Annotated in this window: 14 protein-coding genes; 1 reads left to right on the top strand and 13 read right to left on the bottom strand. The window is 51.2% G+C overall.

Going from position 1 to position 13,991, the window contains the following annotated elements; translation table 11 throughout:
* Window positions 1-318: 318 nt before the first annotated feature.
* From MIH18_RS09980 to MIH18_RS10015, 8 genes are all read right to left on the bottom strand, one after another.
* Window positions 319-1,305, bottom strand: a complete 987-nt coding sequence (locus tag MIH18_RS09980) for an alcohol dehydrogenase catalytic domain-containing protein (RefSeq protein WP_249014447.1) — start codon at window positions 1,303-1,305, stop codon at window positions 319-321.
* A gap of 25 nt (window positions 1,306-1,330) precedes the next feature.
* A complete protein-coding gene (locus MIH18_RS09985) occupies window positions 1,331-2,107 on the bottom strand; it encodes an SDR family oxidoreductase (RefSeq protein ID WP_283164872.1) in 777 nt (258 codons plus the stop codon).
* Complete coding sequence (hisD, locus tag MIH18_RS09990; RefSeq protein WP_249014449.1) at window positions 2,094-3,407, bottom strand: histidinol dehydrogenase; 1,314 nt, start codon at window positions 3,405-3,407, stop codon at window positions 2,094-2,096. Before hisD ends, MIH18_RS09985 begins: the two co-directional genes overlap by 14 nt.
* 227 nt (window positions 3,408-3,634) lie before the next feature.
* Entirely contained in the window at window positions 3,635-4,942 is a 1,308-nt protein-coding gene (locus tag MIH18_RS09995; protein WP_249014450.1) for a TRAP transporter large permease, read from the bottom strand.
* Between the two features lie 11 nt (window positions 4,943-4,953).
* Window positions 4,954-5,517, bottom strand: coding sequence for a TRAP transporter small permease (locus MIH18_RS10000; RefSeq protein WP_249014451.1), 564 nt, complete (start codon window positions 5,515-5,517; stop codon window positions 4,954-4,956).
* Window positions 5,489-6,118 (bottom strand): TRAP transporter substrate-binding protein DctP, encoded by a 630-nt coding sequence (dctP, locus tag MIH18_RS10005; protein WP_249014452.1) that lies wholly within the window; start codon window positions 6,116-6,118, stop codon window positions 5,489-5,491. The genes MIH18_RS10000 and dctP overlap by 29 nt, the downstream gene beginning before the upstream one ends.
* Window positions 6,033-6,680, bottom strand: coding sequence for a hypothetical protein (locus MIH18_RS10010; RefSeq protein WP_249014453.1), 648 nt, complete (start codon window positions 6,678-6,680; stop codon window positions 6,033-6,035). Before MIH18_RS10010 ends, dctP begins: the two co-directional genes overlap by 86 nt.
* A 45-nt stretch (window positions 6,681-6,725) precedes the next feature.
* The gene (locus MIH18_RS10015) at window positions 6,726-6,953 is read right to left on the bottom strand and encodes a hypothetical protein (protein WP_249014454.1); all 228 of its coding nucleotides are present in this window, start codon (window positions 6,951-6,953) and stop codon (window positions 6,726-6,728) included.
* Between the two features lie 236 nt (window positions 6,954-7,189).
* Here MIH18_RS10015 and MIH18_RS10020 point away from each other — a divergent pair, with 236 nt between their 5' ends.
* Window positions 7,190-8,257, top strand: coding sequence for a LacI family DNA-binding transcriptional regulator (locus MIH18_RS10020; protein ID WP_249014455.1), 1,068 nt, complete (start codon window positions 7,190-7,192; stop codon window positions 8,255-8,257).
* Window positions 8,258-8,673: 416 nt separating this feature from the next.
* Here MIH18_RS10020 and MIH18_RS10025 read toward each other — a convergent pair whose 3' ends face one another.
* The 5 genes from MIH18_RS10025 to MIH18_RS10045 form a co-directional block, all read right to left on the bottom strand.
* Window positions 8,674-9,399, bottom strand: a complete 726-nt coding sequence (locus tag MIH18_RS10025; RefSeq protein ID WP_249014456.1) for a GntR family transcriptional regulator — start codon at window positions 9,397-9,399, stop codon at window positions 8,674-8,676.
* Between the two features lie 598 nt (window positions 9,400-9,997).
* Complete coding sequence (locus MIH18_RS10030) at window positions 9,998-11,005, bottom strand: Ldh family oxidoreductase (RefSeq protein WP_249014457.1); 1,008 nt, start codon at window positions 11,003-11,005, stop codon at window positions 9,998-10,000.
* Window positions 11,002-11,958 (bottom strand): hydroxyacid dehydrogenase, encoded by a 957-nt coding sequence (locus tag MIH18_RS10035; protein WP_249014458.1) that lies wholly within the window; start codon window positions 11,956-11,958, stop codon window positions 11,002-11,004. The genes MIH18_RS10030 and MIH18_RS10035 overlap by 4 nt, the downstream gene beginning before the upstream one ends.
* A 1-nt stretch (window position 11,959) precedes the next feature.
* The gene (locus MIH18_RS10040) at window positions 11,960-12,442 is read right to left on the bottom strand and encodes a tripartite tricarboxylate transporter TctB family protein (RefSeq protein WP_249014459.1); all 483 of its coding nucleotides are present in this window, start codon (window positions 12,440-12,442) and stop codon (window positions 11,960-11,962) included.
* Window positions 12,432-13,958, bottom strand: a complete 1,527-nt coding sequence (locus tag MIH18_RS10045; RefSeq protein ID WP_249014460.1) for a tripartite tricarboxylate transporter permease — start codon at window positions 13,956-13,958, stop codon at window positions 12,432-12,434. The genes MIH18_RS10040 and MIH18_RS10045 overlap by 11 nt, the downstream gene beginning before the upstream one ends.
* Window positions 13,959-13,991 lie beyond the last annotated feature (33 nt).

A 13,991-nucleotide genomic window follows, 5' to 3' on the forward strand; every position in this document is an offset into this window, starting at 1 on the left:
AACAATATGCCAAACAGCAGGACATAGAGCTGCGTCGGTCCGTCATAGTGATCAGCAATGAAGGTGGTAGCCAATGCGATAGTGATGCACACCAGTAGTCCTCGCCCAATGACGCTATAGCTACTGAGCCGCTAAAATATTCGAGACCGCCAAACGGCCGCAAGAGTCGAGAAAATCCTTGGTTTCATTTGCATATTCTCCCGATTCGTCTGGCACTGTGTTTCTCTCCTTATGCGGCTATTGTGGGATGAAGCCGAGGCGCCACAGCGCAAAGGGCAGATCACGGCCAAGTAATTCTAGCCAAGGGGCATAGGCATATCACGGCTCAAGAATCACTTTGGCGGCAGAGGTACGACCTGCGACGAGTTCGGCGAATGCTTCGGCTCCCTCATCGAGCCGGCGCACTTCAACCCAGTCCAGCGGGCCCAGGGCCTGGGAGTCCAGCAGGTCGACAGTGGCCCGAAGGTCGGAGGGCGTGTAGGTATAAGCGCCCAGAAATGTCACCTCCTTCAAGGTGAGGGCTCGCACGTCGAGGCCGCCTTCGTTGTCTTGAAGGCCGAGGTGCATGATGGCTCCCCCTGGACTTACGGCCCGCACAGCCATGTCGCGGGTGGGGGCCGCCCCCACACAATCGAAGACCGCCTCGAAGGCATCCGGCTCCGGCATCTCGCCACGAGGATCAAAGGCCGCGAGCCCAGCTTGCTCGGCGGTGCGCCGGCGCAACGGGTTGGTATCGGCGAGCCGCAGGTGGCGCACGCCCTTGTGGCGAAGGATCAGTCCCACTAAGAGGCCCACGGCCCCAGCGCCAATAACCAGCACCCGGGCCTCAGAGAGCGGCCGCGATAGGGCCCGTTCCAGGCGGTTGATGCCATGCAGCGCGGTGGCCCCCGGCTCAGTCAAGGCCGCGGCTACCGCAGGCAGTGATTCGGGCAGCTCGATCAGGCAATGATCGGGGATGGTCAGGGTCTCGGCGAAGGTACCAGGGCGGGTCATGCCGATCATGGTGCGATTGCTGCAGAGATTCTGGCGCCCTTCGAGGCAGTAGTCGCAGTAACCGCAGACAATCAGCGGGTTCATGGTGACCCGCTTTCCGGTCAGGGCGCCTTCCACCACTTCTCCGGCAGCCTCGTGGCCCAGAATCAACGGTGGTTGGCGGCGCGGATCATGGCCGTTGTAGGCATGTAGGTCGGAGCCGCAGATACCGGTAGCTAGGATACGCACCCGTGATTCACCCTCGGCCAGCGGAACCTCCTCGGTCTCTCGTAGTTCGATCCGCTCGGGCCCAACATAATAGAGTGCTTTCATGACGCGATTTCCTTGTAGTGTGACGTCACTTGGCGGTAAAACCGCCATCGACGTAAAGGGTCTGTCCGGTGACATAGCCGGAAGCGGGGGACGCCAGGAAGACTGTGGGGCCGGCGATGTCCGCCAGGTTGCCGTTGCGGCCGATGGCGGTGCGGCCGGCCAGAGCCTCGGCCGATGCGGGGTCGTCGAAGACCGGCGCTGTGAGCTCGGTAGGGAAGAAACCCGGGGCGATGGCATTGGCGTTGACGCCATGCTTAGACCACGCCTCGGCCATGGCTCGGGTCAGCTGAACAATGCCGCCCTTACCTACTCCGTAGGGCGCACTGTTGGGGAAGGCCCGCTGCGACTGCAGCGAGGCCAGATTGATGATGCGCCCGTAGCCTTTCTCGCGCATGCCCGGCACCATAGCCTGGGACAAAAAGAAGGGTGTGCCCAGATGAAGCTGCAGGGTCAGCTGCCAGGAAGCCAAATCGACCTCATCAATCGGCTGGCGAAGGTTGACGCCCGCAGCGTTGACCAAGATGGTCACCGTGCCGAAGGGCTCGGCTGCGCGGCGAGCAATATCACCCAGGGACTCCGACACAGCGAGATCGGCGACGAGGGCGGCCGCCTGACCGCCCTGAGCCTCGATGGTCGCCACACTTTCCTCGAGGGCTTGGCGCCGACGAGCAGCCACCACCACTTGGGCGCCCGCCGCGGCCAACGCCTCGGCCATGGCCCGCCCCAGGCCACTGCTTCCTCCTGTTACTAGCGCCACCTGACCATCGAGACTGAAGTTTGGTTGCACCTCAAACCTTCTCATGAATCACCAGATCAAAGGTTTCGTCCGGATAGTATTTGGTCAGACGGACGTCCCCGGTACGGGCATGCGCCTCCATGCCTTCGCAGCGCGACAGGCGCGCGGTAGCCGCCGCCACGCTGCGAGTCGCCTCGCGACTCTGGCGCTGATAGCTCACAATCTTAAGGAACTTCTGGGCACACAGGCCGCCGGTATAGCGAGCTGCCCTTTTTGTCGGCAAGATATGGTTAGTCCCAGAACATTTGTCCCCAAAGGCGACAGTTGTTTCCTCACCGACGAACAGTGAACCGTAACTACTCAGTCGTTCGACCCACCAATCGAGGTCTTCAACCTGCAGCTCCAGATGCTCGGAGGCATAACGATCACTGATCTCAACAACCTCTTGGCGAGTGTCACAGATGATGACCTCACCGTAGTCACGCCAGGCAGCATACGCTGCTTCGCGTTGTGTCTCAGGAAGCGACCCAATTAGGCCAGGCATTCGCTCTGTAACAGCTTCCGCTAGTTCCTTGGATGTTGTGAACAGCCAAGCAGGGGTATCCGGACCATGCTCGGCCTGGCCCACCAAGTCGGCGGCCACAATATCAGGGTCAGCATTATGGTCGGCGATGATCCCAATCTCGGTGGGACCAGCGAACATGTCGATACCGCAGCGCCCGAACAACTGGCGCTTGGCCTCGGCTACGAAACGGTTACCAGGCCCTACGAGAATATCGGCCGGTTTGCCGGTGAAAAGCCCGAAGGCCATGGAAGCAATGCCTTGTACACCACCCATCTGAAGGATGGTGTCAGCCCCGGCAAGGTCCATGGCATAGAGAATTGCCGGGTGAATGCCTTGCTGATCACGTGGCACCGAACACGCCACAACGTTCTGAACGCCGGCCACCTTGGCTGTGGCAACGCTCATGATGGCCGAAGCGATATGCGCATAACGTCCTCCGGGCACATAACAGCCGGCTGTTTCCATCGGAATCAACTTCTGGCCGGCAAAGAGGCCCGGCGACAACTCAGTCTCGAACTCGCCGATGCTGTCACGCTGGGCGACCGCGAAGCGGCTTACTCGTTCGTACGCAAATTGGATGTCCTGCTTGAGCTGCTCGGGTACTTTCGCTTTCGCCGCTTCGATCTGCTCTCGACTGACCACGATATCGCCTTGCCAACCATCCAGGCTGAGACAGTACTCCTTGGCTTTACTTTCTCCCTCAGCTTCGATCTCAGCGAGCATCCTTGAAACAACTTCCTGGGTCTGATCGTAGCCGGTTGATGCGTTTTTATCGGCTTTTTTGTAGTAAGTGATTGTCATTTTTATATTCCTCTCATTTGTCTTATTTGCTCTCGAACCCGGGTGCGGAGACCCAGCACAAAAATCTAAACAGCACATCGGTTGTCATCTTTAATGGCGCAAGATTCAACACCACTCAGGTCTTCTTCATGACATGCACATGATGCTAAAGACTTCGCAGCCACAAAATGTAAGCGCTTACTTTTTTCCAAAATCTGTTCGATACGAGTCGAAACGTTACCGTTAAATTACTGCCACCAAAGGGAAAGCCAGGGAACGAAGGCGACTAATAACGCCACCATAAGCATGGAGAGCACGAACGGAATTGCGTAACGCGCTATTGCGAGGACAGAGCAACCCGTCAACCCTGCAACAACGAAAAGGTTAAGACCCAACGGTGGGGTAATGAAACCTAAACCTAGGGTGGTAATCATCAAAATGGCAAACTGGAAATCGTCCATTCCAATCATTTGCGCAAGTGGCAATAAAAGAGGAGCCAGAATAACGATGTTAGGCGTAGCCTCCATCACGCAACCCGCCAGAACCAAGACCCCGATCATCATCAAAATAATAAGCGCTGGAGAATCGGTAAAGCTGGTAATACTCCCCACCATGGTTTGCGGAATAGCCAAACTGGAAAGCATTTGAGCCAATGGGTGTGCAATAGCAATGATCGGAACAATTACGCCACAAACCCGAGCGGATGATTCCAGCATACGTGGAATATCACTCAGCGTGAGCGTTCCTTGATGAATGCCAACCAACACCACGACTACGACCGCCACCGACGCCGCTTCTGTAGGCGTAAAGATACCTGAGTAAATTCCGCCAAGAATTACGAATGGTACAAACAGCGCCCATCTCGCATCCCAAACAGCGTGCCACCAATTTTGCAATGAGAAACGCGTATGCCCCTTCTCAAAGCTATGTATCCGATTAAGAACTACGTTGGTCATCATAATCGCAAGCATCACCAAAACACCTGGAATGATAGCGGCCAGAAATAACGTAGAAACAGGCATGCCAAGTACTAAACCCATGACGATGTAAGCAATTGAGGGAGGTATTAAAATACCCGTACAAGCCCCTGCAGCCACCAACGCACAAGCTGCTGGAAGAGGATATCCTCGCTCTACCAGACGGGGGATCGTCATACGCCCCACCGCCGCAGCGCCAGCGGCATCAGAACCTGATATACAGGCAAAAAACCCACAGCCCAACGTCGTGGAGCTTCCGAGCCCACTACGAAAACTACCCACGGTAGCCTGAGCTAAATTCAACAACTTATCCGACAGGCCAGAGCGGACCAATGCATCACCTGTCAAGATAAAGAGTGGAACAGCAATTAATGCAAAGGCGTTTATTCCTTCAAAAAGAGAGGCTCCAAATATAGACAAAGGCAGTGCCTCAGTTAATGTAAACGCTGCTAAGGTACCCAGCCCAATAGCAACCCAAATCGGCACGCCTAATGCAATCATGGCGACCAACCCTAGCATCGGTAAGAAGAACGTCCATCCCAGATCAGCGACAGCCGATTGATATGCCAGAAATTCCATAACAATTCACCTCAATCAAACAGTTTCTTGCCATCAAATACTGATTCTCCGCGACGCATTCGGCCTATGTCCGCCACCATTGACTGCAACACTCGCGTTACAATTAATGTGAAACCGAACGGCACTGCAGCCAAAAAGATAGCCTGCGAAACGCGTAAACCAGGCGTTATCGACCCAAAGTTTATGGAGGTAATAATAGGAGAAATCGACAACCACAATGCCCATACAGCCAGTACAAGTGTCGCAATATCTGCAAACCACCAAGCGAGACGCTTCATACTAGGACCGCCAAGGTTGACTAACACGTCGATACGAATGTGCGCGCGATCCCTGACTGCTGCCGAAGCAGCAAGCCAGGCCAGATAAATGAAGGCATACCGCGCAACTTCCTCGCCCCATGGCGAGGAGTAGCTCATTACGAAACGTCGAAAGACTTCGATGGCAATTGTCAAAATAATGAGTGCGTAGAAGGTTAATAGCAGCCAGCGTTCAGCATTACGATCAATTTTGTCGCAGCATAAACAGAACGCTCTCCATTTTGACGTTTTAGCTATTACTGTCAACGAAGTAACCATTGTACTCCTCCGTAGCTGCTAATAATTTTTCGAAAACCTCCATTGAACCAGCCAACTCAAGCTTGGTGTCATTCCAATCCGACAGTTGGTGACCACAACGCGCGCTCCATTGCTCAATCTCGTCAGCGGTGGGTGAGTAGACGTCAACACCCGCTTGACGCATCTGGTTGTAAGCGTAAGCACGAGCCGCTGGAACCTTGGCAAGATTTTCACGGAAGGTCGTCTCAGCGGCTTGCATGACGCCGTCCTGAATGGGAACGGAGAGTGAGTCAAACCACTCCTTATTGCAGGTGTAAACCTGAGCATCAGCAACCGACTGGATAGTGGAAATACTCTGCAAGACGTCCGTGAAGCCGAAAACCAACAGAGCTTGAACGCTGGGATCTAGAGCGTCTGCTACGCCCTGCTGCATAGCGGAGGAAGTTTCACCCCACGCAATCGGCGTTGGATTAGCACCAAGCATACGGTAAACCTTTTGCAAGATTTGCGAGGATGGCACGCGGAACTTGATACCACTAATATCTTCTGGGGTCCTCACCGGGCCATCCAGAAGACCACGACGAACGGCCACGGTTCGAGGATCGAGGATCGATACAGACATAAGAAAGCACCTTGAATCCGCGCTCCTCTATCTTTTTATGCACCACATCCTGCCAAGCTTGCGAAGTTACCAAGTTCACAAAGTTTTGGTTATTACCGCACCAGTAAGGAATATTGATGAGATCTACTTCTGGTGCAAAGGCAGCAAGGTTCGAAATAGAATGCTGAGCTATCGCGACAGATCCATTCTGCACCTTACTGATCAGGGCACCACCCACGCCCAACTCACCGGCTGGTGCCAACCTGACGTAGACCCGGCCACCAGTGAAGTTCTGCAGGTTTTCTTTATAATTTAGCTGCATAATCGGATAAGCTCTGGACGAACCAACACGGTACCCTGTCGCTAGAACGATGGTTACTTCCGCGGCAGCTCGAAGCTCACTCTCCTCTTGAGCCGTTTGAGCCATGGCTTGCTCTGAGAATAGGACGCCACCAACAGCACCAATAGCAGCGGCGCTAAAGCCGTACCGCCCAACTGTCATCATGAATTGGCGGCGTTCTGGCAGGCTAGGCTCACCAGAAACACTTGGTTTGAATGTATTGAAATAATTGAACGGGGACATCAGCATTCTCCTTGTATTTATTGTTAAGCCTTCAATAGGCTTGGCTCATGCGGTGTGAGAATTTCGAGATTCGAGCCTCAGACAGGCAGAAATAAAAACACCTGTAGCAATCACCAGCAGCACCGCTTCTTGGGCAGCAGAGATATCCAACAACCCTGGGCTGAAGCGCTGAATAGCAATATTGAGGAAAAAGATCGCAAAGAGACCGAAGGCTATCCACATGAAAGCCCCTATACCCTTACTATTGGGAGGTTTATTCGGTGAATCCGACATATGTTTACTCCTCGAATCTTGTTCTTGTAATTATCTTTCGGCCGTCAGTGTTTCCGCGCCCAGTCTTGACAGTCAAACTTTCAAGTTGTTATAAAAGAGAACTTGAATGTAAGCGCTTACAAGGCCATTTATTCAACTTAGACTCATATAGATGAGTTGTCCAGAAAAATCTTTCTCCGCTATGATCTCGTAGATGAACAGGGACCTAATGATTTGAAAATAGGAATAAATCTCTAATGAACAGTGAATTAAAAAACGCTCTATTGGCAGATGTGGCTCGAGAGGCCCGCGTTTCGACGGCCTCAGTATCAAGGGTCCTAAATCGAGCCCCGCATGTTAGCAAGCAACTACGAGCGCGTGTAGAGGCCGCCATAGATAAGCTTGGCTACGTGCCGCATGGCACCGCCCGCGCCCTTGCCTCGCGGCATATTGGTGCGATTGGAGTACTTGTCCCTACCCTAGATAACGCTATCTTCAGCACTGGTATCAACAGCTTGGAGCAGCGTCTCAAACATCACGACTGCCGCCTGCTTATTGCCACCTACCGCTACGACCTAAATGATGAACTCGAAGCTTTGCAGACCCTGATCCAGCACGGTGTTGATGGTCTGGTACTGATCGGTCATGATCACCGACCTCTCATGCTGTCGACCCTGAAGCGGCGTAAGCTTCCCTTCTTGACCTGTTGGCATGGAATAGACGACGTCGAATGGCCATGTATCGGGTTTGACAATACCGCCCCAGCACTCGCGCTGGCCGAACACCTGCTGCAACTTGGGCATCGTCGGCTAGCAGTGGTAAGTGCACCGGTAGAGAGCAACGATCGTGCCCGTGCCCGGATGCAAGGTTTTCTTCAGGCAGCTGCGCAGGCCGACTGTTTGATACCACCAGAGCAAATCGTCACCGTGGATTACGGTATTGCCGAGGGTTTTCAGGCGTTCGAGACACTAATGCGACTCCAGCGCCCACCAACTGCAATACTTTGTGGCAACGACACCCTGGCTTTCGGCGTAATGTTGGCCGCCCAGCGTGCCGGTGTTAGCATACCCCATGAACTCTCAGTCACCGGCTTCGACGACCTCCCCCAAGCACGCTTCATGACTCCAGCGCTAACTACCGTTGCGGTTCCCGCCGCCGAGATCGGGCATAGAGTAGCCGACGCATTAATCGCGCGAATTGATGGCAATACGTCTCCTCATCAGCTGCTGCTCGATGCGCCCTTAGTAATCCGAGAATCTACTGGTCCATTGAAAACAAATCACAGATATTCAGCCTGCCGCAGTATGAGTCTCAAGAGCGATTAACAGGGAAGAGGACAATATGACTCGATCACACCCCTCTCATCGCAGTTGAAAGCAACGCTCACCAGGCACTTGAACGCCAGGCTGATCCAGCATCGCTTCAAACAATGTCTCGACATGTTCGACGAAGCCTTATGAATACCGCTTCGGATATATCAATAAAATCAGTTGGTTCATGCTTAGGTTGGCAAAAGGGTGTTGGCGAATAAAGAGCTCGCTTAGTACTGAGCATCGAAATTCTGAACATGATGATAAAAAGCAGCCTACGCTTAATTAAGTTCTTTAGCAGCTAAAGGCCTACTTTATTAATCTATATACCTGACAGACAATAACGTATCACAACATGTATCAATAAAAATGAGGTTTATTTACCCCAATAACTTTTAACACTACTATCAATCTAAAGCCAGCAGGCCGAACTAAAGCTCATTAAAGTAACAATACTGGCTCGTTTCACAACGCGAAACGCGCCACTCCACAGGTCTTCCTTGAAGATCCTTAGCAATACGTCGAATCTCCAATAATGGCGTCCCTTTCTTAACTTCTAGGTGAATCTCGTCCGCTTCGTTGGCTGCGACAGCGGATAACCGCTCTTCGGCGTTAGCCACGCTACAGCCAAACTGCTTTTCATAGAGTTGATAAAGCGTGTTTGGTAATGGCAAGGGCGCTATTTCGAGTCCAGAAAAAAAACGTGCAGAGACAACTACGTCTTCAAGTAGCGTAGGAGAACCGTCTAAATCACGCACCCGTTTTATATGAATGACTTTCTCTCCAATTTCCAACGCTAAAATCTTAACCTCCTCCGGTGTTGGTGCGCGTTGCTTTCTGAGAAGCACCCGTGATGATGGAAGACTACGCTTTCCATCCAGACGCACCAAATGAAAGAACTGAAACAACGATCGATCAGTGTCGTGAGTCGCTACTACCGTACCCTTACCGTGATGGCGAATTACGACTTGGTCGCTGGCGAGCGCATCCAAAGATTTTCTCAAGGTGCCTACGCTCACTGCATACTCCTTTGCAAGAGCAGACTCACTCGGTATGAAAGTTCCTGGGGCCCACTCCCCAGACACTACCCGCGCTAACAACACCGCTTGAATTTGCTGATACAATGGGCTAAATGTTAATGTGACTGGCCTATTCATTATAATTCCTTTTTTATATATGAATATATTATAGTTGGTTTATTTGACGGGAAAATTTAAAATTTTTCATTAATAAATTTAAACCTAACAGCGCATCAACTCAAGCAACTTTTTAATTATCATAAAATACCAAATTAACACATTATTACAGCACTGAAATACTGTAAAAAATTCCCTCTTGCGCTTTTCATTGAGCGCAAAATAGTTATAACGCCAAGTTACTCATTCACTAATACTTAACAGCATATATGATAAATCATCCATTCACTAAGTACGAATTCGCACATGACACAGCATTCTATGTATCAGCGTATTTATCATCTAAAAAGCATCAATTGAACCTAGTGCCACAAGAAACCTCAAAAATTACAATCTCAGTGCCCTCGACTTGAACTCTATACTTTGAGACGTTGCCAGGTTGATACGCCAGTTGCTGAAAAGAAATCTACTAATCTTCGACAAGTCTTTATTTATAAACTAATTTACTATCAACGATTTAAACTCAGTGTATGAAAATTTTAATTAACCCTTTAAATTTTACTAAAAATTATGCAATTTACTACTAACTTTATGGTTTTTCTGCGGCCCACCTCATAAATCATTGAACAACATCCGCATGCCGCTCCAAGTTAGCCACTAACTCTGAAGGCAGCAGCAGGAGGCCATCAAATTCACGCCTTAGTTGATAGCGGCGATCGCCTGGCAGGCGCACGCCTGGCTGATCGAGCATCGCCTCGAATAAAGTTTCAATATGTACTGAGAAGCTAGAGGAAAAGCGTTCTGGATCAAATAACAAAATCAAGTGGGCAGTGTTCGGCGCGTCTCCTTCAGCTTCGAAAAAGGAACTAGCTTGAAAGCCAAAATGGCCACCAGCTAACCCTGCTGTCAGTAGTTCGACCATCAATGCCAGTGTAGCGCCCTTGGCATCCCCAGCCGGCACCATGCTGCCGGCAATGGCTGCATCTGGGTCGGTGGTGGGACGCCCATCAACATCTAGTGCCCAGCCATCAGGAATCAGTTTTCCAGCTTTCTTGGCCAGCATCACTTTTCCTCGCGCCACTTTAGACAAAGATAAGTCGATCAACAAAGGTTCAGCGTTCTGACGCGGACAAGCAAAAGCGATAGGATTCGTGCCGTAAAGCGGTCGACTTCCACCCCAAGGTGCCATAGCTGAAGGCGCATTGCTGAAACCCATTGCCATCAGCCCTTGATTTGCTGCTACCTCTACCGGCGCACCGGCAACACCGAAGTGGTGAGAACGAGCAATAGAGACCGCCGACAGCCCATACTTTCGGGCTGACTCGATCCCAGCTTTAACCCCTACCGTCACTGCAGAAAAAGCCAATCCGTGACCAGCATCGACTCGAACAACGGCACCATCAATCTCTACCTTCGGTATTGCAGTAGCATCAACTTTGCCTGTTGCTGCCTGCTCCAAATAAAATGGCAACCGCGACAGACCATGAGAAGGCAAGCCATCACGCTCTGCGTTTAACAGCGCTTCTGTAGTGGCGATAGCCTCAAAGTTGCCAAAATTATGAGCACGCATCGCCTTCATCGCAAGCTTTCTCGCAGCCTCTAGAGTTATAGTAACTTGTTTGTTCATTTTCCTGCACCCCCCGATCGACTAGCAAGCACAGCACACACATTATCAGCAGTCATTTGGCTAATACGAGCGTTAGATTCCTTTGTCACTCCAGCAATATGTGGTGTTAGTATTACGTTAGGAATACCTTCAAAAACCGATTTTGCTGGCAGTGGTTCCTGTTCGAAGACGTCCAGCATAGCTCCGGCTAACCCCCCTTCGCGAAGGACATTTGCGAGCGCTACTTCATCAACGATTCCCCCTCGCGCGGCATTGATTAGAACCGCAGTGGTCTTGAATCGCTTAAGGCGTGCGGCATCAATCAGATGAAAAGTCTCTTCGGTCAGTGGTACATGCAGGCTAATTACATCGGCTTCATCGAGCAATGAGTCGAGGCTGTCACAGCGCCTTATATTTTTCCATGCATGATGCTCGACAGCCAAGTGTGGGTCGAAGGCAATCACTTCCATGCCCAAAGCCAGCGCTCGGTGCGCTGTTTCTTGTGCAATAACACCAAAACCTACTAGCCCAAGCACGCTACCGCAAACTTCGTTGCCGATCAGCGCTTGCCGTGGCCACTTGCCAGTCAACATCGTTGCGCTAGAAAAGTAGGCACCACGGCGAAGCATCAGGGCACCCCCGATGACATACTCGGCAACCGAACTGCCATTGCCCCCCATTGCCGGTTTAACCTCGACTCCGCGTGCCGCACAAGCATTGAGATCAATATTATCGAGGCCAACGCCAAGCCGGCCCACAACTTGTAAATCAGGAAAGTTGGCCAACAATGCGTCGTTGACTTGAGTGCGATTCCGCACGATCAGGCCTCGGACTCCCTGGCCCAGAGCCAGCAGTCGTTCGGGATCTTCCACAAATGTCGGGTCGAAAATTACTGAAAATTCCAGCTTAAGAGTCTCGACAGCCGCCTCGTCCATGAACTCACTAATTATAATATCACTCATCGTTTTTTCCATTTTAAAGCCCCTGCCACAACAGGCCTACCGGTAGTGGTACGTTGAGAAGAATGGCAAACAAAGTATAAAAAAATGTAATGATTCCAGTTAATACCAGGCCATAAAAAATCGCACGTTTGCTCGTCCAACCATGATAATGAGCCAGCAATGCCAGTAACACTGTAGCGAGTACACTGGCAAATATGAACCCGAACCACTTGAGAGAAAAACTCCATAGAACTAACACGCAGATGAGCCCTAATCTACGTACAACGCTACCAGACTCCGGTTTCGACATTTTTGGTTGAGATAAAAATGCGCGTATTAAAAGTACAATACTGAATATCAGCAATAGGATGGCTATGGTACGAGGAAAGACGCTAGCCATAATCGACATGTCGCGACTAAACCACAACGCGCCAAGGGCGATAACAACCATGATTGATGCGAGGATACGATCTGTACGTTCCGCATTGACTTGGAGAGGACTTATCTCAGTGCTCATGCTGAACCTCCCTTTTTTTTAATGGTTTAGCTATTCGACTGGATCGCATACGCCAAAGCGGATAAAGGGCAGATATCACCACTAGTATAATGATTGCTAATGAAATTGGACGGCCAAAGAAAACCATTAATACGGAGCCTGAGGCATTGCCCATCAAATATCCCTGCACAAAACCTTGTTCGGCAATGGGCCCCAGAATCAAACCAAGCACGATGGGCGAAGGCTTGATGTCATAACGTGCAAGCACCCAACCTATAACCCCGAGCACTACCATAACAACAACATCAAAGGAATTGTTACGGATAGCGTAAGTGCCTATCACAGTCATAAAGGCAATACTCGGGACTAGTAGAGCCTTAGGAATTGCCACAATCGATTTAAAAGCATAACGCCCGATCAGCAATCCTATGGGAAGCATAACTAAAGTAGCGATAAACAAGCCACCGATGAAGGTATAAGTAACATTAGCATGGGTGGTGAACATTTCAGGCCCAGTTCGGAAACCCTGCACCAATAAAGCACCAAGAATCACCGCATCCGGCGGTGTACCAGGAATGCCCAACACAAAAGTTGGAATAAATCCGCCGCCGACAGTGGCGTTGTTTGCTGACTCGGTGGCGATCACCCCATCTGGCTCACCTTGACCGAAATACTCTTTACGTGATGATGTACGCCGCGCCTCGGAGTAGGACACTAAGCTGGCAATCGAACCACCAGCACCGGGCAATATCGCAATGATGGTGCCGATCACAGCGCTTCGTAGCGAGTTAAATTTGCTACGCCACATAAGACCTAGACTCTCACGAAAGCGGATGCCACGCCCTTCATTTGGTGGCTGCAAATGGGCACTTGGAGTGGCGACCAAATCAATCAATACCGGTATGCAGTACAAGCCTATTAAGGCCGAAATGATCTCTACGCCTCCAAGCAAGAACTGTGACCCGAACGTATAGCGGATATCCGCTCCGATTACTGCCACACCCACCGTAGAAAGTAGCAAACCGATGCCAGCACCAATGAAACCTTTAAGCGTAGAACCTGCTGAGAGTGCAGATATTAGTGTTAAGCCGAAAATTGCCAACCAGAAATACTCTACTGGTCCAAACTTCAAGGCAATTTGAGCTAACAAAGGCGCTAGCGTCACAAGCGCCAACACACCCACTAGTCCGCCCACCACTGAGGACAGCGTGGAGAGAGTGATCGCGAGATCACCGTCACCACGACGCGCCATCGGGTACCCGTCGAATGTAGTAGCGATTGCTGAAGGAGTACCCGGTGTGTTAACCAAGATGGCGGCATAGGAGCCGCCATAAATGGCACCGGTGTAAATGGCACCAAGCATAATCAATGCTGCTTCCGTTGGCATTCCAAAGGTAACCGGCACAAGAACCGCTACCGCCATGGTGGCGGACAGTCCCGGCAAAGCGCCGATGAAAATCCCTGCTGCCACACCTAGTACCGCGAGAAACAGATTAAAAGGAGAAAGAGCGGCCAGCATGAAATAAAAGATTTCCATTTACTACCTCCGTGCCGGATGGTTGCTGAAAGC

Source organism: Marinobacter sp. M3C, assembly GCF_023311895.1.
In the GTDB taxonomy this organism is placed as follows: domain Bacteria; phylum Pseudomonadota; class Gammaproteobacteria; order Pseudomonadales; family Oleiphilaceae; genus Marinobacter.

Excerpts from the sequence above, each read along its gene's own strand:
- MIH18_RS10035 (WP_249014458.1), bottom strand. The coding sequence starts at position 11,958 with ATGGAAAAAACGATGAGTGATATTATAATTAGTGAGTTCATGGACGAG.
- MIH18_RS10015 (WP_249014454.1), bottom strand. The coding sequence starts at position 6,953 with ATGTCGGATTCACCGAATAAACCTCCCAATAGTAAGGGTATAGGGGCT.
- MIH18_RS09985 (WP_283164872.1), bottom strand. The coding sequence starts at position 2,107 with ATGAGAAGGTTTGAGGTGCAACCAAACTTCAGTCTCGATGGTCAGGTG.
- MIH18_RS10040 (WP_249014459.1), bottom strand. The coding sequence starts at position 12,442 with ATGAGCACTGAGATAAGTCCTCTCCAAGTCAATGCGGAACGTACAGAT.
- MIH18_RS10045 (WP_249014460.1), bottom strand. The coding sequence starts at position 13,958 with ATGGAAATCTTTTATTTCATGCTGGCCGCTCTTTCTCCTTTTAATCTG.
- MIH18_RS10025 (WP_249014456.1), bottom strand. The coding sequence starts at position 9,399 with ATGAATAGGCCAGTCACATTAACATTTAGCCCATTGTATCAGCAAATT.
- MIH18_RS09995 (WP_249014450.1), bottom strand. The coding sequence starts at position 4,942 with ATGGAATTTCTGGCATATCAATCGGCTGTCGCTGATCTGGGATGGACG.
- MIH18_RS10030 (WP_249014457.1), bottom strand. The coding sequence starts at position 11,005 with ATGAACAAACAAGTTACTATAACTCTAGAGGCTGCGAGAAAGCTTGCG.
- MIH18_RS10010 (WP_249014453.1), bottom strand. The coding sequence starts at position 6,680 with ATGTCCCCGTTCAATTATTTCAATACATTCAAACCAAGTGTTTCTGGT.
- MIH18_RS10020 (WP_249014455.1), top strand. The coding sequence starts at position 7,190 with ATGAACAGTGAATTAAAAAACGCTCTATTGGCAGATGTGGCTCGAGAG.
- dctP (WP_249014452.1), bottom strand. The coding sequence starts at position 6,118 with ATGTCTGTATCGATCCTCGATCCTCGAACCGTGGCCGTTCGTCGTGGT.
- MIH18_RS10000 (WP_249014451.1), bottom strand. The coding sequence starts at position 5,517 with ATGGTTACTTCGTTGACAGTAATAGCTAAAACGTCAAAATGGAGAGCG.
- MIH18_RS09980 (WP_249014447.1), bottom strand. The coding sequence starts at position 1,305 with ATGAAAGCACTCTATTATGTTGGGCCCGAGCGGATCGAACTACGAGAG.
- hisD (WP_249014449.1), bottom strand. The coding sequence starts at position 3,407 with ATGACAATCACTTACTACAAAAAAGCCGATAAAAACGCATCAACCGGC.